General features: G+C 53.5%; 14 protein-coding genes. 4 read left to right on the forward strand and 10 right to left on the reverse strand.

Annotation, left to right across the window (positions count from 1 at the left end):
• The first annotated feature begins 33 nt into the window (after positions 1-33).
• Positions 34-1,008: a C45 family autoproteolytic acyltransferase/hydrolase gene (locus tag HBA55_RS00820; RefSeq protein WP_166985520.1), complete on the forward strand. Its 975-nt coding sequence runs from the start codon at positions 34-36 to the stop codon at positions 1,006-1,008.
• 83 nt (positions 1,009-1,091) lie between these two features.
• Positions 1,092-2,546, forward strand: a complete 1,455-nt coding sequence (locus HBA55_RS00825; protein WP_166985523.1) for an ATP-binding protein — start codon at positions 1,092-1,094, stop codon at positions 2,544-2,546.
• Between the two features lie 334 nt (positions 2,547-2,880).
• Here HBA55_RS00825 and HBA55_RS00830 read toward each other — a convergent pair whose 3' ends face one another.
• From HBA55_RS00830 to HBA55_RS37720, 4 genes are all read right to left on the reverse strand, one after another.
• Positions 2,881-4,113, reverse strand: a complete 1,233-nt coding sequence (locus tag HBA55_RS00830) for a hypothetical protein (RefSeq protein ID WP_166985526.1) — start codon at positions 4,111-4,113, stop codon at positions 2,881-2,883.
• A 12-nt stretch (positions 4,114-4,125) separates the two neighbouring features.
• Positions 4,126-4,941 (reverse strand): outer membrane lipoprotein-sorting protein, encoded by an 816-nt coding sequence (locus tag HBA55_RS00835; RefSeq protein WP_166985529.1) that lies wholly within the window; start codon positions 4,939-4,941, stop codon positions 4,126-4,128.
• Positions 4,922-7,285 carry an efflux RND transporter permease subunit gene (locus HBA55_RS00840; RefSeq protein ID WP_166985532.1) on the reverse strand — a complete coding sequence of 788 codons (2,364 nt, stop codon included), beginning with the start codon at positions 7,283-7,285 and terminating at the stop codon, positions 4,922-4,924. The genes HBA55_RS00835 and HBA55_RS00840 overlap by 20 nt, the downstream gene beginning before the upstream one ends.
• Before the next feature lie 158 nt (positions 7,286-7,443).
• Positions 7,444-8,043: a TetR/AcrR family transcriptional regulator gene (locus HBA55_RS37720; RefSeq protein WP_166985536.1), complete on the reverse strand. Its 600-nt coding sequence runs from the start codon at positions 8,041-8,043 to the stop codon at positions 7,444-7,446.
• 152 nt (positions 8,044-8,195) lie between these two features.
• On the opposite strand from HBA55_RS37720, the gene HBA55_RS00850 reads away from it, so the two are divergent.
• Positions 8,196-8,948 (forward strand): adenosylcobinamide amidohydrolase, encoded by a 753-nt coding sequence (locus HBA55_RS00850; RefSeq protein WP_166985539.1) that lies wholly within the window; start codon positions 8,196-8,198, stop codon positions 8,946-8,948.
• A gap of 109 nt (positions 8,949-9,057) precedes the next feature.
• Complete coding sequence (locus HBA55_RS00855; RefSeq protein WP_166985542.1) at positions 9,058-9,546, forward strand: Rab family GTPase; 489 nt, start codon at positions 9,058-9,060, stop codon at positions 9,544-9,546.
• A 2-nt stretch (positions 9,547-9,548) separates the two neighbouring features.
• Here the strand turns inward: HBA55_RS00855 and HBA55_RS00860 are convergent, their stop codons facing one another.
• The 6 genes from HBA55_RS00860 to HBA55_RS00885 all read right to left on the reverse strand — a co-directional run bounded on the left by HBA55_RS00860 (position 9,549) and on the right by HBA55_RS00885 (position 20,496).
• Positions 9,549-10,733, reverse strand: a complete 1,185-nt coding sequence (locus HBA55_RS00860) for an MBL fold metallo-hydrolase (protein WP_166985545.1) — start codon at positions 10,731-10,733, stop codon at positions 9,549-9,551.
• Between the two features lie 327 nt (positions 10,734-11,060).
• Positions 11,061-12,077 (reverse strand): GSU2403 family nucleotidyltransferase fold protein, encoded by a 1,017-nt coding sequence (locus HBA55_RS00865; RefSeq protein WP_166985548.1) that lies wholly within the window; start codon positions 12,075-12,077, stop codon positions 11,061-11,063.
• Between the two features lie 198 nt (positions 12,078-12,275).
• The gene (locus HBA55_RS00870; protein ID WP_206019476.1) at positions 12,276-13,244 is read right to left on the reverse strand and encodes an alpha/beta hydrolase; all 969 of its coding nucleotides are present in this window, start codon (positions 13,242-13,244) and stop codon (positions 12,276-12,278) included.
• Positions 13,245-13,277: 33 nt separating this feature from the next.
• Complete coding sequence (locus tag HBA55_RS00875) at positions 13,278-14,684, reverse strand: sulfatase family protein (RefSeq protein ID WP_166985551.1); 1,407 nt, start codon at positions 14,682-14,684, stop codon at positions 13,278-13,280.
• A 34-nt stretch (positions 14,685-14,718) separates the two neighbouring features.
• Entirely contained in the window at positions 14,719-17,358 is a 2,640-nt protein-coding gene (locus tag HBA55_RS00880) for an alpha-amylase family glycosyl hydrolase (RefSeq protein ID WP_166985553.1), read from the reverse strand.
• Positions 17,359-17,472: 114 nt separating this feature from the next.
• Entirely contained in the window at positions 17,473-20,496 is a 3,024-nt protein-coding gene (locus HBA55_RS00885; protein WP_166985556.1) for a TonB-dependent receptor, read from the reverse strand.
• Between the last annotated feature and the right edge of the window lie 224 nt (positions 20,497-20,720).

Below are 20,720 nucleotides of genomic sequence, written 5' to 3' on the forward strand. Positions count from 1 at the left end.
ACTCAGCATCGTCTTACTGGAGGCGCAACTCCAATGCAAGATCTGAAGTTCGAAGTTATTAAGGAAGCCGTTCCGGGCGAAAAATTCCGTCGCCTGTTCGACAACAACTGGCCCGCCTATCGGGCCTGGTACCTCGACGAAGGTGAGTCGGCCAGACCCACTTACCTCGAATGCGTGGACGCCGTTAAGCATTACATGCCGGAACTGTTTCCGATTTACAAACAGATACTGAAGCTGGTGGACGCTGATGATCTCCAGGCGCGTTATCTGAGCCTTTACCAACCACCCCCTTTTTACTCCGGTTGCTCCCAATTGATTGCGTTTCGGGAACAGACAGCGCTTGTTCGAAACTACGATTTCCCGCCCATTCTGTGTGAAGGTACCGTGTTGCATACCCAATGGCTGGACAAACAAGTCATTACCATGGCCGACGGTGTCTGGGGTGTACTCGACGGCATGAATGACGCCGGGCTTGCCCTGTCTATTGCCTATGGAGGTCATAAACTTCAAGGTGACGGATTCGCCGTCACCATAGTCTTGCGATACATTTTGGAAACCTGTAACACGGTTAACGAAGCGATCGCGGTACTTCGCCGTATTCCAATTCATCTGGATTACAACATCGCGCTGCTAGACCAGACCGGCGCTCACGCGACGGTGTTTGTCGCCCCCGGCCAGGATATAAGCGTTGGGCAGGTCACCACCTCCACCAATCAAAGGGGGCCGGTCAGTGGTGACACGGCACTGTTTTTGGAGGATTCACAGATTCGCCTCGACGCCTTGAATGCGCTATCGGCGCGATCGGATCTGTCCGCGCAGGAAACCGCGCTTTGTTTTCTGCAACCGCCACTGTATCGCCCACACCAGCTATATCCGTCCGGAACACTTTATACCGCCGCCTATTTTCCGGCCACAGGGCAAGTTCAATACCTGTGGCCGCATCAAAATCTGGTGCTGTCATTTGATCAATTCAGCGAACAAGAATGCCACATCCACTATTCAATATAACTTATAGCGTAGGCACATGGATGGTGAACCTCATGACAAAGTGGTGTTCACCAAACCTGAACCCGAAGGTAGAGGACCTGACTATGACCAACGAGAATAAGCTACAAGGCCTGTCTGACATTTATCGCTTCTTCCGCAAGAACAAAACACCGATCTACTTTGTTTCGCCCACTGCCTACAACGTGTTAGGCATAGGCCAATGGGTGCAGAGTTTTAAATACGTCACCTTTTTCGACTCGTTTGACGGCGGTCATTTTCGCATCACCAATCCCAAGCTGGAAGGCGAACGGGAATTTCAATCGATGGAGGATATGGTCAACTACCTATTGAGCCACAAGCAGACCTCCGATCTGCTCGAAGCCAATGGAGGTGGCGGCAAACTGCTGACAGTGATGTTTGATGAAGAGACCGAAGCCATCGCCAAGCGTCTTGGCCTGGAGATGGCACTGCCTCCGGCCAGTCTGCGCAAGCATATCGACTCGAAAATCGTGACAACGCAACTGGCCAATGAAGCAGGTGTTCCCAGTGCCCCCAACCTGGTTGACGTTACCGCCGACACTTACGACGCGCTGATGGAATTGGCAACAGAGGCGCGTCTGGGCGAAAACCTGGTGGTACAAACACCCTACGGCGACTCCGGCAAAACCACATTTTTTATTCGCAACCGTGAAGACTGGGATAAACACGCAGACAATATCGTTGGCGAAACCCTGAAGGTGATGAAATACATCAACCATGTTCCCGGTACCGTTGAGGCTGTGGCAACCCGTTGCGGCACCTTGGTCGGGCCACTGCAAACCGACATTACCGGCTACGCCGAGCTGACTCCCTACAAAGGCGGATGGTGCGGCAACGACATTATTCCGGGACTGTTGGCCGGCAAGCAGCGGGAGAAGATTATCTCCATGGTTAAGGCCATGGGAGACAAGCTTTATGAACAGGGTTATCGCGGCGCCTTTTGCTTTGACTACCTGGTGGACACCGACGATGGGGAAGTTTACCTGGGTGAAATCAATCCTCGGATCAGCGGTGCCAGCCCGCTAACCAATCTGGTCACATCCAAGTACGGTGGCGCGCCCTTGATGCTGTTCCACTTGCTGGAGTTTATGGATGTCGATTTTGAGTTTGATTACGATCTGGTTCAAAGCCGCTGGGCGGATTTTGGCAGCTGGACTCAGCTGGTATTGAAGCATACCGAAGATCAAGTGAGACTCATCACCAAAGCACCAAAATCCGGTATTTGGCGTATGGGCGACGACGGTGAAATAGAGTATGTGCGCCAAAGCATCGACTGGAATAACGTGGGTGACGAAGAAGACGCCTTTTATTTGCGAGTCTATGGTGAGGGTGAATACAGCTACCTCGGTGCGGACATGGGTATTATCGTCGCCCGTGGTCGTATGCAGTCTGATGATCGCGAGCTGTTGCCAAGGGCCAAGCAGTGGATCAATCCCATCAACCGCCAGTTTGAGTTTCAGGCGTTGGACGAATCCGCAGCTCCCTACATCCCCAACGAGAGTGTTCGAAAGATGATTTGAAGCTCGAACTATTGACCTGCAGGAAGCGTAAAGCTGGAATGAGTAGGCAGAAAAGTGCCATAACCGGAAGTTCATAATCCTGGTTCAGGGCACGATGGGCATTCGATAATGTCTGCAACGGCCGCGCGAATGTAGGGCGGATTAGGCGAAGCCGTAATCCGCCGAAGGTTTAAATTGGCGGCGGCCGCCTATAAACCGCCTGTTACAGCAACATCCCAGGGTGTTAAAAACCGGGCCGCAGCCAACGAACAACACCAGCGGAACCGTCGGATTACGCTCCGCGAAGCGGAGCTAATCCGACCTACGCGGGAAGAAAATCCTAAGATTCAGGCACTCAGAAATACCGCCGTAATTCCAGCTGCAGATAATCGTCGTCGCGCAGGGTATAGGCCGGGTCGTCGTCAGCAGTATTGCTAAACAAACGCAGCTCCGCCTCCAGCAACCACTTGTCACCGAGGCGGCGGCTGGCTTCGACGCTGGCAAAGCGGCTGCCGTTGTCGAGATCCACACTCAGAGCCGCCAGCACTTCAGTGCTCTGAATATCATTGAGCACCCATCTTGCCCCCAAGGCAATGTCATTTTGCGCGGTCGTTTCGGTTAACCCGCGACGATCGTCAAACTGATATTCCAGCAACACCCCCAGGTCGGCCGCGGAATCTGAAATTCCTACAAAGGTGTATTCAAAACCACCCACCGCCGCACTCTGGCGGTCTTCGCCCTTTTGCTTGACGGAGATGGCTTCCAGCTTCCAGAGCCAATCGCCGAGAGTGGCTTGTACATCAAGACCCGTTTGTTGGATTTGAGCGTAGTAAGGACGAAGACCCAGGGGTTGAGATTGCTCGGAAGCTGCCGCGCCTGCGTCAAGCAACAACTGCGGATCACGGGCTGTGCCCATAAAATGACTCACCCCCAGGTCCCAATCGCCAAACACCTGACTCCAGCGCAGCGCCAGATCAATGTGTTTGTCTCCGGCACCGGACTGGTACAGCGCCTTGTCATCGTCGACAACCAAGGGCCCGCGCAGTCGGCCGTTGTCTCCGGCAAACGCACGCTCACGAAATCCCAATAAAGCAAACGCCTCCAACGTACCCCAGTCCCGCTCCATCAGCACACTGATCATAGGTTGGCCAAGTTTATCTTCGCCATCGAGATTCTCCACAGCATCGTCCTGGTTGATCACATCCACCAAGTGGACAGTCTCCGTAACGCCCCAAAAAACCTTGCGCACCCCGGCATAAACTTCAAACTCCTCGAACTCCCGCCACCAATAAAGCTCACGAATATCCCCATGGCTGCGTTCACTGTCTTCAGGATCCCAACGCGCATAGGCCGTGGCGACAAAGCGCTGACGGTAGTCGTCCCAGTCATGGTAGTACTCAACTTCGGCCGACGCGGATGCGCCATAATCACTCTGGTCAGTGTATAGGGCATCGGAAAAAAAGGAGCGAGACTCCACTGCCAGATAGCCGGTGAGTTCATTCCCATAACTCTGCCCTGCCAGCGCCAACAGCAGCCCCCCAAGGAGGCTGCTGACCCTTTTTTTTGATAAGGAAAAGACGTTAACCATTGTGCTGTCCGATTATTTGGCTCGCGCCAGACTGTTTTTGGTAAAGTCACGGTCGCGATAGCCGTTAGCGAAACGCCAGCCCTTGTAGCTCAGCTCGGTGCTCTTACCGGTCTGATGGTTTTGCATCAGCCAGTGGTCGGCGCGCCAGTATTTATTGAGATACTGCTGGTAATCGCTCAGGGTCAAGGTCTTTAGGAGATCGCCCTTGCGGTCGTAGTAATCCACTTTCCAGACGCGATATTCCTCGGTGTCCAGCCATACTTCCTGGCGCGAATAGCCGGATTTGGGATCTACCGGATCACGCTCAATGACAAAGTGATTGCGACCATTGAAGCTCTCGTTGCGCAGGAAGTTGTAGCTGTACTTCTCCACTTCCTGTGAGGAAATATCCTCATAGGCGAACTCACTACCCATAAACGGTCCGGACTTGTTACTGGAAGCAATACGTTTGACCCGCTTCAAGGCCGGCAGGTACAACCACTGGTCGTCTGCACCGGCTTTATGCGTGAAAGACAAAAAGGCGGTGCCTTTTACATCACGGGGGTTGTCAAACACGATCAGCGATTTATCACCGTCGTCATTCTGCTCCAGGGTTTTGTTGCGCATGCGTCGCACGCTTTCTTCACCGTATTGGTTGCGCAGAGTCATGGTCAATTCTGATGCGTTGTCGCCAAATCCAAGGTCGCGGCGGTCCGCCTCCCGGGCGATTTCCAGCCCCAATTGCTGCGACGCTGACAGAGATGTCGGCTCCGCCTGTGTCATCGCCGCCAATGTCAGCAGCGCGGCGAAACGAATCAGGGTACGGGGCTTAGGCCAATTGCGGATCATAGTCTTGCTCCTTATCTGAAGAGTGAGAAATAACTTGAGTCGAAGTGGGAGAAAGCGGCTTGCGATCGAGCTTCATCAGCAGCACAGGCAGCAGCAGGAAGTCCGCAACCAGCGCCATACCGATGGCAATAGCCGTTAATATCGCCATATTAGAGTTCATACCGAACGAAGATTGCGCCAACACGGCAAAACCCGCTACCAATATCAATGACGTCACCACAATGGCCACGCCTACCGTCGAGAAGGTGTGGCGCACCGCCTCTTGCGAATCCAGACCCTGCTCGCGGCGGGCGCGCAGGTACTTACTGAGAAAGTGCACAGTGTCATCCACAACAATACCCAGTGCCATGCCGGTCACCATGGAAACCGCCACATTGACTTCACCGACCAATCCTCCCCAGAGGCCAAAAGCCAGGCCGGCGGGCAACAGATTGGGGATCAAACTGAGTACGCCGAGTTTGACACTGCGCAGCGCAAACCCGATCAGCAATGAGATCAACACCATGGCCACCAGGGTGCCCACCAGCATGCCCTGAATATTGCGGTCAGCAATATAGGCAAACATAATAGAGGGCCCGACCCCATAAGCTTCAAGTCCCGCATTCTGCTTAAGCCATTGGCTGCCACGCTCAGCAATGTCTTTCAGTTGAGTTGAACCGGCATTGTTCAGGGTCACAATCACCTGGGTAGAGGATTTACTCACATTCAGTTGGTTATTAAGGTCCAGCCCATAGGGCAGCGACAATTCATAGAGCAATAAATACTGCGCCGCCAGCTCCGGGTCTTGAGGTAAGCGATAGTAACTTTCGTCATCCCCGTGCAGGTTTTTGTTCAGGCGCGCAAAGGTATCGCTGATGGTGTTGACATGACGCACCTCCGGTTGCGTACGCAGCCAATCGGTAAACGCCTGCAGCTTTTGCAAAAACTCAGGGTCACTGACACCGTTATTTTGACCACTTTTCAATGAATACTGCAGCTGGTAAACGCCGGTCAGACGCTCGTTGATAAAATCCGAGTCGCGTCGAAACTCCTGGGATTCATCGAAGTAGTTAAGAAAGTCATCCTCCACGTGATTGAGCGGAATCATACTGAGCAACGCCAGGGAGAACACAAGACTACCGAACAAAATAAAACGCTGGCGAGCCACCACAAAATCCGCCAAACGGTCCATGCTGAGACCGAGTCTGGACGATCCCTTGGCGGCCTTGGCAGGCAGTACCGCCATCAGCGCCGGCAGCAGCGTTACCGACAAAATAAACGCCGCCATCACGCCAATGGCCGTGATATTGCCGAGGTCATGAAATGGCGGTGCATCGCTGAAATTCATTGAAAGAAAGCCAATCGCAGTGGTCACCGAGGTAAGAAACACCGGGCCCATATTGAGCTTCAAACTCTGGCGAATAGCGTCGTGTTTGCTCAAGCCCTGGCGCATGCCCGCGAATAAAGTCACCAGTATGTGGATCGAATCCGCCACTGCCAGGGTCATAATGATTGTGGTCGCAGAAGACGACGGCGGCGATAGCTGAATCCCGAGGTACCCCGCCAACCCCATGCCCGACATCATCGACAGAACAATCACAGTCAACGCTGCAATAGTGGCACTGACCGAACGAACCAGAAGGAAGGTAATCAGAATAATCACGCCATACATGATCGGCACCAGCGTGCTCATGTCGGACATGGCCGATTCAAAAAACGCGTTCGACAACATCACCATGCCGGTCATATGTACCTGCACGCTGTAGCGATCTTCGATTTCCTCCGCCAACAGGCGGGCAGCGGCAACCGCGGTGGGCGCCTCGTCCAGGCTCTTTTGCGGCATCTGAAAGGTGACATTAACGCCGGTAACCGAGCCGTCAGCATTAATCAGGCGCTGAGCCAGCAGCGGCTCGCTCAGGGCGACTGTTTTTACCTCACCCAACTCTCCACGACTGTAGCCACTGGCATTCTCCACCAGATCCTGCACCACCAGATCGTCACCCTCGGCATAGGTGTGCTGGTAGTTAGTGATCGAATCCACTCTCAGGGAGTAAGGCAAGTGCCAAGCCTGAGCGGTGAGCGCCTCCACGGCTTCCAATACATCGGGGGAAAATACATCACCGTCCAGTGGCTCTACGGCAAACAGAATATTGTCGACTTTGGTGTAGGTGCGCTGCAGTTGCTCAAACTCCTGCAGCTGGGGATTGTCTTCACTGAAGAAAACCCGGTAGTCGTTGTTAAATCCGATCAGGCGGGCGCCACTGGCGGCCATCAGTGCCAACAATAGTGCGCCGATAAGAATGAGCCAGCGCCGTCGAATCAGCCAGTCCGCATAGCGGCTGACCCAGTCTTGGGGGGATTGCATCGCATTACCTCCTTCTGAAGAGCTTTGCAGTTTGTGTCATATGGTTCTGATACCTTCTTCAAACCGACCGCTCGGTCTGAACAAACCCACACCAAACCGACTGCGCGGTATGTTGTGGGGTAAATTTTTTGCCCCTAAGGACTAGAGGCGGCAGGCTTTCAGGCCCGAAGATGTTGTACGTAATCAGCAAGACCGGCGTGCAGTTTATGCAAAGTCTCGCGGGAGCGGCTCGCCTTCATCATACTGGCGATGCCTTGAAATCCGGCAACAATAAACAGCGCCGTCTGTTCACAATCGATACCGGATTTGACCAGCCCCTGCTCCGAGCTTCGCAGCAGCGCTTCCTCAATCATCCGGGCCTGACGCTGGTACATGTTGAACGTCTGTTTCTGAAAACCGTCATCCACGGCGGCCATCTCCTGGGAGATGGTATTTACCGGGCAACCGCAGGCAATGTCTTCATCACTGCATTGGTCCTCGAAATCCGACAACATATGGCAGATGCCATCGAGTACATCCTCCTGCGCCAGGGCACCTCGCCAGCGAGACAGGCACTCCTCTGCGTACAACTCCTCAAACACCGCGTAGCCAAGCTCTTGCTTATTGGCAAAATGGTGATAGAGCGCGCCCTTGGACACCTCTGCCTTGGACAGAATCTCCGACAGGCTGGCAGCCTTATACCCATGCACGCGCATCTCTTCGGCGGCCACCTCCAGGATCTTCTGGCGGGTCACATCGGGATCGCGAACTGGGGACATAGCCTGGCTTCCGGGGTCGGGTCTGTTTCAGAGTGAGAAGGAGTATACAAACCGCTTGGTCGGTTTGCAACACTCTTATTTTTCACCCATTGGTATCCAACAGCTCGGATAGATATAACCCATTGATTTAGAAAGATTTATTGATATGATAAATGCTGAACACCTATCGAGACATCCGAGCTTTTGACCTTATGCGCACCCCTTCTTCCTATAAACCACTGATCGAGGGTGTTTGGCTCACTCAAACCGATCAATACATACACCTGGCGCTGGAACAGCCCAGGCAAGTGCTCAGCTCAGCTGTCCTCGGCGGGGGCCTCGCCTGGGCCGACCACTTTGTAAACTTGCGGGTCAATCCGCACGACTATGATGACTCAGACGAAACCACCCCCGCACAGACATTGAAATCCTTTTGCCAACGCCAGGGCTGGCAGGGAAACCTGGTGGGCATGATGACGGCGGCCTCCATGCGTTCTATGCGCGTAAAACAGGTGGTACTGCAGGGCGTGAGCCTGTGTGTCCTGCTCACCAGTGGAATGGAAAATGCCCGGCGTGCCGGTGATAAGGCCGATCACCACCCTGTTTTCGAACCGGTCACGGAAGTCGGCACCATCAACCTGGCGATCATCAGCTCCGCGCTGTTTACACCGGCGGCTATGGTTGAAGCGGTGATGATCGCGACCGAGGCCAAGGCAGCCGCACTGCAAGAGCGCACCGTGTTGAGCCCGGTTTCACAGCGCATTGCTACGGGAACCGGTACCGACGCCATCGCCTTTATTAACGCCGTGAATGATAGCGGCCACAGGGCTCAACCCGTGGTCGAATACTGTGGTAAACATACACTGCTGGGCGAACGACTGGCAGTAGCTGTGATGGAGGCACTGGCAGATTCGATGGACTATTGAGAATGTCCCCCTGACAGGCAAGGAGAGCCATAGGCTCCTATCGAGAGGAAAACTCTACGCTTAAGGCCTAAACTGATCTCTACAAGCGTCACACTATTGGGCCGAGACGATGAAATCAAAAAAAATCGCCTTGTTAGGTATGTGGGGCGTTGGCAAGACCAGCCTGGTACAGCAATTTGTACACAGTATCTATGACGAAAAATACCAATCGACACTGGGGGTTAAAGTCGATCAAAAGATCGTCACAATCGACGGTGGGGATATTAAACTGATGCTATGGGATATCGCTGGCGCTGAAGAAACCTTTTCAGTGCCCGCGAGCTATATTCGCGGCGCCTCGGGATATTTGTTAGTGATTGACGGCACCCGAGCACAGTCCCTGAGATGCGCAATGGAACTGATCAGTGACATTGAAGAACAGATTCCCGGGCTTCCCTTTATCCCGGTGGTCAATAAATCAGATTTGGAGTGGGAAATTACCGATGAAGAGATAAGCACTGCGTTTGAACCTTTCAACACGGATATAATCAGGTCCAGCGCCAAGACGGGTGAGAACGTTAATACCGCCTTCCTTTCCCTCGCGCGAAAACTATTATAGTTTCATAGATCAATAACCGTTTCTGCCTGAGCAAGCTGCAGATGATATCCCGATTGCTCGCTTTTGCGCCTCAGGGTTTCATCAAACCAGTTGCGCTCCGACCAGTCGCGATTGGGATCATGATGGCCAATATAGGTGCTCTTTACCCGGCACTCAACCGCCATGTCAATCACATCCTCAATGCAACTGTGGCCCCAATCGAGACGCGACACGCCGACCGGGCTGCCAATCCCCTGAAATCCATCGTATTCAGCCTGCAGAAACTGACCGTCGCGATAGAGCACGTCAGCATCGCGACTGTGCTCACGCAGGCGGGCTTCCGCTTCGAGACTGTCACGTTGCCTGGGATCAGTCGGGTCGTCTCCACGCCGAAGTTCGTGATCGGTGCAGAACACAAACACCTTTCCCCTGCGTTCAACCCGATAAGCCAGGCAAGGGCTGGGGTGAAACACCTCAAAGGGTTGTATACAGGTCTCTCCTATCTGAAAACTGCTGTTTAAATCGTGGTAGCGGTTGGCCAGCGCATCACCATCCGCCGATGGAGGTTCCTGAGCCAGATCCCGTATCTCACAGGAATAGAATTTGGCCGGCATCAGCTCATAGTAAAGTGGGGTTACCACGCCTTTGTGGCTGGAATCCACGTGATGGGTAAAGATACCCAGATTCTGATCCAGGGCTCGCAGATATGTGCGGTTGGCGGAAATATGAATGTGATTGCGCGGGTCAAAGCACACCGCCGCCTGATCAAATCCCTCAGTATGATCGTAATGAGAATGACTGCCAAAAATATACAGTTCCCGCTTTTCCCGGTCTCCCCATTTACGCACCAGATTGTCGGCACACACACGAAAGCCGCTGCCACAGTCAAAGACGATATCGGCCCCATCAGCCGTCTCAACATGTACGCAGGTGGTCCAGCCACCGTAAACCCGTGGACTTGGAATATTAAACCTGTCTCTATAGTTCAACAGATTATTAGGCGTAGGTGGCCCACCGATGATTTCTTCGACACGGGCGGATATTCGACCGTCTTTGCCGACGTATTGCTCCAGATCGGCGAAGATACAGGCCAGCAGCTCCCGATCCATATGGTCTTGCGTGGCTTTGCGTTCACTCAGCGAAGGGAAAATGGAGCCACTGCCCTGTACACCATAAAAATGGATTCGTAAGTTGTTGATATCGCTCATTGGCGGACCCTATTGTCTGACGGACCACAGGAACCCGTCGCACGTTAGGAAAATTATAGATGATCGCACAGGGGGTTGTCGGCTAACCGTTGTTACGACTGTGATACGCCTCCAGCGGGTCGGCATCAAGGTTGGTACTGGCACTGCAACTCAGCGAATCAATGAAAATAGAGAACATCGACGAATGGCCACGCAAAATCAGTTGCGAAATTTCCCCTCTCGTGAGGTCAACACCGACCTGCCAGAGTTGGATACCACAACGGTAATCTTTCGATGAAACTCCGACGCAGATTCAGGTTCCGCAATATCGGTGTCTTTTCTCTCCCGTCAGTGAAGCAATTCCGTCGCAATTTGCGGAGGAAGCCTCTTCGCAGCAACACGCATCTGTTTAATAAACTTGCCCGCTATCGACTCGGCAGCTTCCAGCGCCGAATAAACCGCACCGGGGCGTGTATCCATCAGTATCTCCAACAATTGTTGTGCTTGATCCACATCCTTGGCGGACTTTGCAATCTCAATGGAAGACCGGCGTTGGCTGACCACCAGTTTGTGCAAGGCAAAGCGGGCTGGGTCAGGCACATTCACAAGAATACCAATACCATATGGCAATGCAACGGATTGCACCTCTTCCAACAAATAGTCCAGGTACCTCAACGGTTCCGCCGCAGCATTAAAAGCGTGTATATGAATGGGGCCTTTAGCGGGTTTGCCACGCTCGGGGGTGAGCAATTCGACAATGTACTCCCCGCCCGTAATCTTAAAACTGGTGGCCGGACTCTTGCGGTTGAGCATGGGAATCTCGATAAAGCCCATGCCAGAATCCTCCAAAATCCTTTTTAGGTCTATCGGATCGTTTCCGATCGCGACGGGCAGGGGGTTATCGACGGCGATGTCCATGTCCCGGGTTTCAAACTGCGCGCTCCAATTCACTCCCATTGCCGCTCCAATGGCATTAAAAGCCGGTGTGCCTACCAGTATCCCACCCGCCAGAAATACCCCGGCACGCTCCAGCATTCTAAGAATTTTACCCTCCTGCGGCGGCATCCCTCGCATTCCCCCGGCCAGCACCATGTCAACCAGGCGTGCCCGAACCTTCTGGTCCTTTTCGTTTTGGGCCCAGAGAGACTTTTCTTTTTCGATCAGTTGATGTGTTTCGGCGTTGTCAGGTCCCAGGTAACGCTGGACGGGCACCCGACCAACTTTGGTATTGGTATAGACATAGGATTTTCCGCGCACGCTTTTGGTGCTGAATGAGAGGCCCGTACCATCAAAAGCGGGTTGACGACAGGCGGCCAGCAAGTCGCTGTAGGCGTTCATAGTTGCCTGATCCAAATACTGTTGCATGGTTATACTCCCAGAAACACATAGTAGTAGTATAACCATTATACTACCACTTTCGAAAATTGGGAGTATAACAACTCTATCCCACTGATTTATATAAATTTATTGTCATTTGTGTGCCATGCAGACAAGTCTTCGCCGAACATTGATGATCAATAATCAACCGGTAGAGCAGTGTGTTTTCCGGGCGGCCCGGCTAAATCACAAGGATTCATCCTTCCCAAGCAAAAACCGCAGCGGAATATCCAAACGCTGGCGCCAGGCATTTTCCGTATGTTCCGCTCCCTGGAAGCGACGGGTAATCCATTCGGCATCCGAATACCCCCGGGCGGCCATAATACCGTCGACCCGTGCCTGCAGCGGCGGATAGAGGGCATCGAGCGTGGCGGTACCAAAATCAAAGTAAATCCGATGCTGACCAGGTGCGGGAAGATGTCTTTCCAAATAAGCATAGAACGCTTCCGGAATCGGATTACCCTGCACATGAAAAACTCCCGGCCAATGGCTGGACAAGCAGGCGGCGGCGCCAAAGATATGCGGGTACTCGCTCAACGCATAAATGGAAATCAGCCCTCCCATGCTGGACCCCATCACCCTGGTATGGGCAGGCCCCGTGTTAACGGAATAGTGTTTATCGATAAAGGGCTTGATTTCCTGCACCAGAAACTTCAGGTAATTGTCCGACTGTACCTCGGCATGAAACACCGCCGCGCCGGACTGGCGTTTGCTTTGCCGCAATTCGCGCCGTTGTTGCGGGCTGAAACTCTCCCAGGGCTTTTGCGGAAAATACTCACTGTGGCGAAGCGCCCCTCCATTGGGCACGCCGACAACAATAAAGGGGCGCACCTTGCCTCGGGATATCAAGTCTGCGGAGGTCTCATCCACCCCCCACTCCTGGCCATTCCAGTGGGTCGAGGCATCGAAGAGCGCGTCGCCGTCGTGCATATAGACCACGTCGTACTTATTCGATGCCGAATACCCATCCGGGAGCCAAACCATAATGTCCCGACTGGCCACATAGTTGGATGGAAAATCGCGATGCACAACCAGCTTGCCTGAGCTTACCTGCGGTCCCTTGGCAAGGGCACTGGCCGCTAAACAACCTACCAACAGCATAACGGCTGCGGCAAACCCGGAACGCCAACCACTAAAATCAGAACGCGGCACCATCAGTCTCTCAAATACATCCATTTAAAACGACGATCAACTGACGTTAATCGGCTTTTTCATTTTCATTTTTTTCTTCCAGCGCTTGATGTCCTGCTTGAATCCCTCCACCAGATGCGGATAGTCATCAATCAAGTTACGCTCTGATCGTGGGTCCACCTGAATATCATAGAGTTCCATCACACCGGTGTCTTTAAACCACATAAAGTGCCAGCGCAGGGTTCTCACATAGTAGCCCTCCGTTCGCTCCCCCATCATATCGGTGGCTGAGCGGCGCTGATTCACATAGCCCACGATCGATTGCCGTTGTGCCATGGGTTGCCCCTGCAACAAAGGCGTAAGCGAATAGCCCGGCAGACCTTTCGGGCTTTTAACACCGGCCAGATTCAGAATCGTCGGCACAATATCTTCGCTGGTCACCAGGCTGGTCTCGTTCATAGTGCCTTGAATTCGATTGGGCCAGTAAAAAATAATCGGCGTTCTGAACGACATGTCGTACATACCGATCTTGCCCTTGTGGCCACCGTTGGCGAAATCAGCGTCGTTCTCGTAGGTGATTCCCTCCCCCGCGTATTCCACCCTGGCGTCTTGCTCCCAACCATTGTCACTGACGTAGATAAACAGGGTGTTGTCCATCAGGCCCCGTGATTCGATATGATCCATCAAACGCCCGACACCGTGATCCCACCAGGTGATATTGCTGTAATAGAGCCGGGCGGATTCCGACAGGTTTTTGTGTTGGTAGTACTTGCTGTGCTCGTAAGGCGCATCAAAGGGAGTATGAGGCAGCATGGGGCCGTACCAGACAAAGAACGGCTTGTCCTGGTTGTTGTCGATAAAGTCAAACAGCGGCTTCATGGTGGTTCGCCCCAGTTCCGTGCCATCGGCGCCCATCATTTCATGAAAAAAGTCATCCTTGCCAAACAAAGACATATCCCAGCCTTTGGTCATACCCTCGGTAAAGTGACCGTTCTTATAGGAGTTTTCCCACCATTTACCCCCCTGCCAGCTCACGTATCCTTTCTTGGCCAACAATTTTGGAAGGGTATCAAACTCGCGCATGGCCGCCGCCTTTTCAACCTCGTGCCACATGCCTTTCTCTTTCTGGCTCAGCGAGGCGTAGTTTTTGTCGGCCTTGCGGCGTTTTTCCAGAATGCGGTTTTCCTGCAGTTTGTATTGCACCGGGTGCAGGCCGGTCATCAGGGTTCGCAATGACGGCCGGCAAATGCTGGCGGTTGAATGGGCCTGGGTAAAAGCCACCCCACCCTCGGCGATCATATCCATGGTGGGCGTCACTACCTGTTGGTCCCCCATAAAGCCAAAGTACGGGTAGCCGTGATCGTCACCAATCAACAGCACCACATTAGGCGCGCGCTCCGCCAGCGCTGTCTGGGCAACCAGGCCCAGTGACAATAACCAGATTCCAGCCAATAGTTTTCCCATAAATAACTCCTGCGTTTGTCTTTTGTAAATCGTTTTAGTGCACAGCCAGATTGTCGGGCTTGGCCACACGGACTCGAACATCGTCCAGAATTCTCGGTTCGCCGTGGTGGCCGCCGCCAAAGCTCCAGGCCTGTGGGGTCTCACCCAACTCCCGATAGTTACCCTCCCCGGTCATATCCCAGGTGGTGATGTAAATCTGCGCATCGTTCCAGTCATCAATGCCGATCTTGCTGCCTTCGTAAAAAAAGCGAATGGTGCGAGCATCCTTGTCCACGGTAATCTTGGGCGCAACGCCCAGCATTTCACCGGTTTTGGTCGCCTCCGCCCCCAGGCTCTTGTACATATAATTGCCCCAGCCGTAGGCCACGTGAGCCAGATCCCACTCCTGGGACGGTTCCAAACGGGCGTCCAACATCGGCAAAACATCGATGCCGCTTGTGCCGGGAATATCGATAAAGGTGGAAAAACTGACATTGTCGAAGCCATTGGCCGGTACCCAGACATCACTCACTTCTTTCATAGTCAGCACCAATTCCAGATTGCGGCCGGAGCTGCGAACCGAGACGGACTCGATATCCCCTTGGGCACCGCTGGCCTCATGCTGAGGGCGAATATAGCGACCCTCAGGGCCGCTGGCATCACCGGTGCCATCGTCTACCCGTCGTACTATGTCGGCGTCAGTTACTTGCGAGTGGAACACCATGGCGGCACTGACGGCGTTATGCTCAGGCGCGTAAAGCTGAAGTTTGCGTTTTGCCAGGCCCAGGTCCCGGATGGGTAACTCAAACTGCCAGCGACCTTCGGCGTCGGCTTCAATGGCCTGAGCGTTATCGAGATTGCCATCGATAACCGCCAAAAGATGTGTGTTGCCACGACTGACGGTGCCGCTCAGTCGCGTGTCACGGGTCAGGTTTTTTGCATTGATGTTTTGCTCGAAAGAAAATCTCAGCTCGTCGCTTTTTTGGGTAGCCGGGGAATGGTCAGCAATCGTGCCCGCAGTCTTCAGCACCAGCACCGCGTTGGCCTCCAGCTCCATATTCAATCGTCCCTGGGCATCAGCAACCACATGGCCGCTGCTGTTCAAGGCAAACAATGGATCAAAGGTCTGGCCCGGTTCCACCTCCACATCCAGCTGGTTAACCAGAATGCGATGATTCGCCGTGTTCATCAGCACCAGTGCCTTCTCACCTTGATAGCGACGCTCATAGGCCAACACACCCGGCCCGCTCTTTTCCGAGGCTAATGGCCGCAGGTCGCCCCGGGTCAGTATCCGATGCCCCGTACGCAGTTCGCTCAGTGTCTGGATATAGCGATAGAGGTCGGACTGCTGATCAAACTGGTCCTCCTCTGCCTGGAATCCGCCGGCGAACATGGCCTGGCGACTGCCCCTGTGCCCCTGTTCGGTGCCCTGGTAAATAATCGGCACACCGGGAATGGTAAACATCACGGCCAGAGCCTGCTTAAACGCAGCGAGACTGCCACCGGCCAGAAATCGTTTGGTATCGTGGTTGTCAATAAAATTAGGGATTACATAGGGATCCGGATAAACCGCCATGTGTTTTTTCAGTCGATAGGCCAACTGACTCGTGGGCTTGCCTTCGCCCAAAACCTGATTGATCTCGAAATACAACGGGAAACCAATGACGGAGTTCAGCTGCGGTTCTTCCTCGCTTCCTAAATAGCTGGCGACCGTGCGCTCGCCACTGTCCTGATAGGGAGGTGAAGACTCAAAGACTTCTCCAAAGGTAAGAAAGTGATCCTTGCCCAGCTGTTTCGCCGCCGGGTAGATACCGTCGTCGTCGTGAAGAAACTGCTGCCAGAACTCATGCTCCACATACTTGACCGTATCGATACGGAAGGCATCTACTCCCACCTCTTCCATCCAGTAGCGATAGCTTTCCTTAAAAGCATCCACCACCAGTGGATTGCGAGTATTAAGATCCGAGAGGTTACCCAACTGGTAGGTGTATTGTTGGTCGATATCGTGATAATCGTTGATCGGTGGCGTCCAGTTATAAATTGCCGCCTCGGCGTGTTGCGGATTGGTGCGGTCGACCTGATCAAACGGCGCCATATCCGGTGCCTGTTGTATGGGGCTGTCGGTTTCAAACAACTGAAAATTCCGGGCCGTATCCTCGGGGTCGAACCCTTGCGGGTAGCCAAAGTAGATGCCGGTATGGTTAACCACAATATCCTGGATCAGGTACATGTCCCGGCGATGCAACGCATCCGACAAAGCACGATAATCGTCCAGCGTGCCGTAGTGTTCATCCACTTCTTTAAAGTCCCGTGCCCAATAGCCATGATAGCCCGAATAGCTGGAATCCTTACTCCACCATTGGTTTGCCACCGGGGGAGTCAGCCAGATGGCGGTGGCTCCCAGCTCCTGTACATAATCGAGTTGGTCCACGATGCCTTTTAAATCGCCACCACTGTAGTGGCTTTCCAGAGCCGGATTGTATTCACCGTAACCCTGATCGTTGTTGCTGGGATCGCCGTCGTTAAAGCGGTCGATCATCAAAAAGTAAATCACCTGGTCGCGCCAGTCGGGCGAAGGTACATGCAAAAGCGGTTGTTCGACTTCGTCTTTACATCCCGCCAGCGTTAGTACCGCAAAAACAGATGCTGAACATAGTAACCGCCGCGGGTTGGTGTGAGTGTTACGAGTGATCATTCTTCATTCCAAATAAATCTGGAGAAAAAAAGCCCCACGCAAATGGGGCCCAAGTGCAGTGGAACACGATCTTGGCGAACAAGACCATTCACTGCGAGGATGTCAACTTGTGACTTACATAGTGTAATGAACGCCCAGCCCCAAAATACGCCCATAGCTGGAGGTAAACGAGGTTCTCTGCGGTACACCGCCGGTATACTTGCTACGCTCTTCATCCGTCAGGTTGGAGACAAAGAAATTGACTCGCAGATCCTTGTTGAAGTTGTAGGCGAAATTGGTACTCACAGTGGTAACGTCCTTAATGGTCAGGAAGTTTCCAAAGTCGTCAATATCGGTGTATTCGCTGCGATAGTCGACACCGACTCGCGCTTCGATCTTTTCGCCAGCCCACCAAAGCGCCGCGTTACCCACATCTTTGGAGAGGCCGGTCAGGCCAAAGGTGTTATCGCCGGAAGGGTCCACATTGGTTTCTGTGTAGGCATAGTTGGCACTTAAGCCCAGGCCATTAAAAGGCGCGGGCAAATCGTCAAAATTCATTAACAGCGCCACTTCCAGACCGCGAATATAGCCACCCTCTCCATTACCGACACCGGAAACCTGAGCAGTCTGTCCGTTGATGGTGGTCTGATTGGTAAACTCAGCCACAAATGATTCCAAGTCAGAATAGTGAGCCGCCAGTACCAGCGAAGTGCCGTCTTCCGGATACCATTCATAGGAGATGGTGCTCTGGTCCGCAATGGTAGGGTCCAGCTCCGGGGTACCCCCCGAACCCTCCAGACGATTGGCTAAGGTATTGAGAGAAACCCGCGCCGACGAACGCATATCGTCAATATTGGGGCGGCTCAGCACGGTTGCCCATCCCAGTCGCAATACCTGCGTATCGGACAGTTCCAGGCTCAGGTTAATACTGGGCAGCACTTCTGAGTAGCTGTGGTCTGCAGTCGTCGGCACGGCCGGATTGCCATCGCCCAGATCTACCCAGCCGGGCGATCGGCTGTCTGTACTGACGTAGCGCAGGCCGATATTGCCGCGGTAAGGCAGCAGGCCCTCACCTGCAAAGTCCGCTTGCAGGTAGAAAGACTCGGTATCCTCCTCCACGGCCCAAGAGGCCACCAGTTCGTCATTGCGACCGGAAACGGACGGCGTTTTCACAAAACCACCCAGGCGCTCGGCGATTTGGTCGAAGTCCCAGACAATAAAGTCGGGACCATTACTGGGACTGGCGATTGAATCTACAAAGGAGCTGTCCAACGGACTGATGTCCAGGGTGGGATCAAAGTTTGGATGCCATTGGAAACCGCTAACCACGAAGGAGTTGGCCGTGGACAGCTTGTCGAACACTTTTTCCCGTTCGGAATAACGCAGGCCGGCCTTGAAAGTGTGAAACTTCAATGCCTCGGTGCCGAGGTCCAGATCCCTGACCACGTCAAAACGAACGGCGGTCAGCTCGTCTTCCACAAATTCGCCAATACGGGCCAGCGACGGCCATCCCGTGGGTGTCCAGTTGGCCGGGTCGGTAACATCAAAGCCACTCACGGACAGTGAGGGGTTATCGCCATAGGCGCGATAGTTAAAGATGCGGGAATCGGGTTCGGTCATGCGCAGGGTAAAATTATCAAACTGACGGGTGGATTCAGCTTTTGAATAGGCGATATCCCCGCTTAGCGTCCACAGGTCACCGTTCCATTGAATGTTCGCGCCGGTGCTGATGACTTCATCTTCAATGGCGATGCGCTGCCCCGTCGCCTGTACCGCGTTGCCGTTAGCGCCAATATTCAGCGTCGCGGCAGCCAGGTCATCACCGACAAAATCGGTGTTGGTGTAGGCGCCGGGTGCCAGCCAGGTGGTACCGGCGTACATGGTGTTCTGGGCTTCGGAATCGATATCCTTGGATGAGAACAGCAAGTCGATGTTAGCTTCCAGTTGATCGCTGGGATTCCACTGCAGCGCCAGGAAGATGCTGGAGCGTTTCTCCTCGCCGCCGAGCTGCCTGGTTTCAAAACCAAAGGGAATATGTTCGTCTCCTCCCTGTCCATCGCCATCGAGATCGAAACCGGCATCTCCGGTGCCGCTGCGATAGAGTCCCCAATCGAATGGCGAGAGGCTACCGTCGCGGGCGATGGTTTCATTGGCGTGGGCCGCCGCAATCACCACACCAAAATTATCCGAAAGCTGGTCGATGTAGGTAAGGCTGGTACGACCGCCTTCCGGATCGCCGAACTCGATGTCGTCGGCCACTTCGGTAATGGTTCCTTCGGCGGCAAACACGATGCGTTGCTCGTCAAAATCCAGGGGCTTGAGAGTATCCATATTCACCACCCCGGTCAGCCCACCTTCCGCCAGAGAGGCCTTGGCTGTTTTGTGCACCTGCACTTGCGATACCACGGTAGAAGGATATAGCGCGTAGTCAACGGTACGGGCATTGCCGACGGTCACCTGTTCTCTACCATTCAGTGTCGCCAACGCCAGATCCTGGGCACCGCGAATGGACAACTGACCGATATTGCCATCGTCGGTACGGGCACCGGCGATGCCCGGAATACTGGCCAGACTTTCAGCAATGGATTTTCCGGGCAGCACTCCGATGTCTTCCATGGAAATGGCCTCGATCACGGTATCGGCATTGCGCTTTTGCTCGATGGCATTCATCAGACTCTGGCGATAGGTGGCAACCACGACAATTTCTTCCAGAGTGACTTCGTTTTGACTGTTTTCGGCGTTCGCCTGGGCCTGTGCCAACGCTGCCTGATTACCACCCGATGCGGCAAAAAATCCGATCAGGGCTGCCAGAATATTCTTTTTGGACTGCTGCATTTCAGTGCTTTCCTCTCTTATTGTGGACGAGCCCTTTGTTGACAGAAAAACTGTCAGGACTCCTTTTTTGGAAAGACCGCTGGTAAGACCAGAACCTTCGAGCAAGAGTTGCAACGCCTTCTCAGTGGTGTAGCAACCCTTGACAGCATTTGCTTGCCTGGCCTTAGCCGGATCAAAAGGGAACAGCAACTTGGCGCCTGTCTTCTTTGCCAATTGACCAATAGCCTCAGCCGCGTTGAGCTGAGGTATATCGATCTGGTGGCAATGGCCACTATCGAGTTTGGAGGCGTCCAGGTAACTGCTGTACCCGACGACCAACCACAATAATGTGTTTCCTATTAGATTCAGCCGCATTTTCCGGATTGTTATCAACGACCTTTCAGTAAGGATGACAACCCGAAAATGCAAACCCGCAAAAAAATCGTAATTTTTTTTGAATTTTTTTCCCACGGGGGCCAAAGTCCTGGCGATCATTGCTGAACAACCCGATGTCAGTAGAACAAGAAGGAGGTCACAAACCACTGCAACAGTAGTCTGGGATTATCGAT

Origin of the sequence: Pseudomaricurvus alkylphenolicus (assembly GCF_011683955.1) — a bacterium.
GTDB lineage: Bacteria > Pseudomonadota > Gammaproteobacteria > Pseudomonadales > Cellvibrionaceae > Pseudomaricurvus > Pseudomaricurvus alkylphenolicus.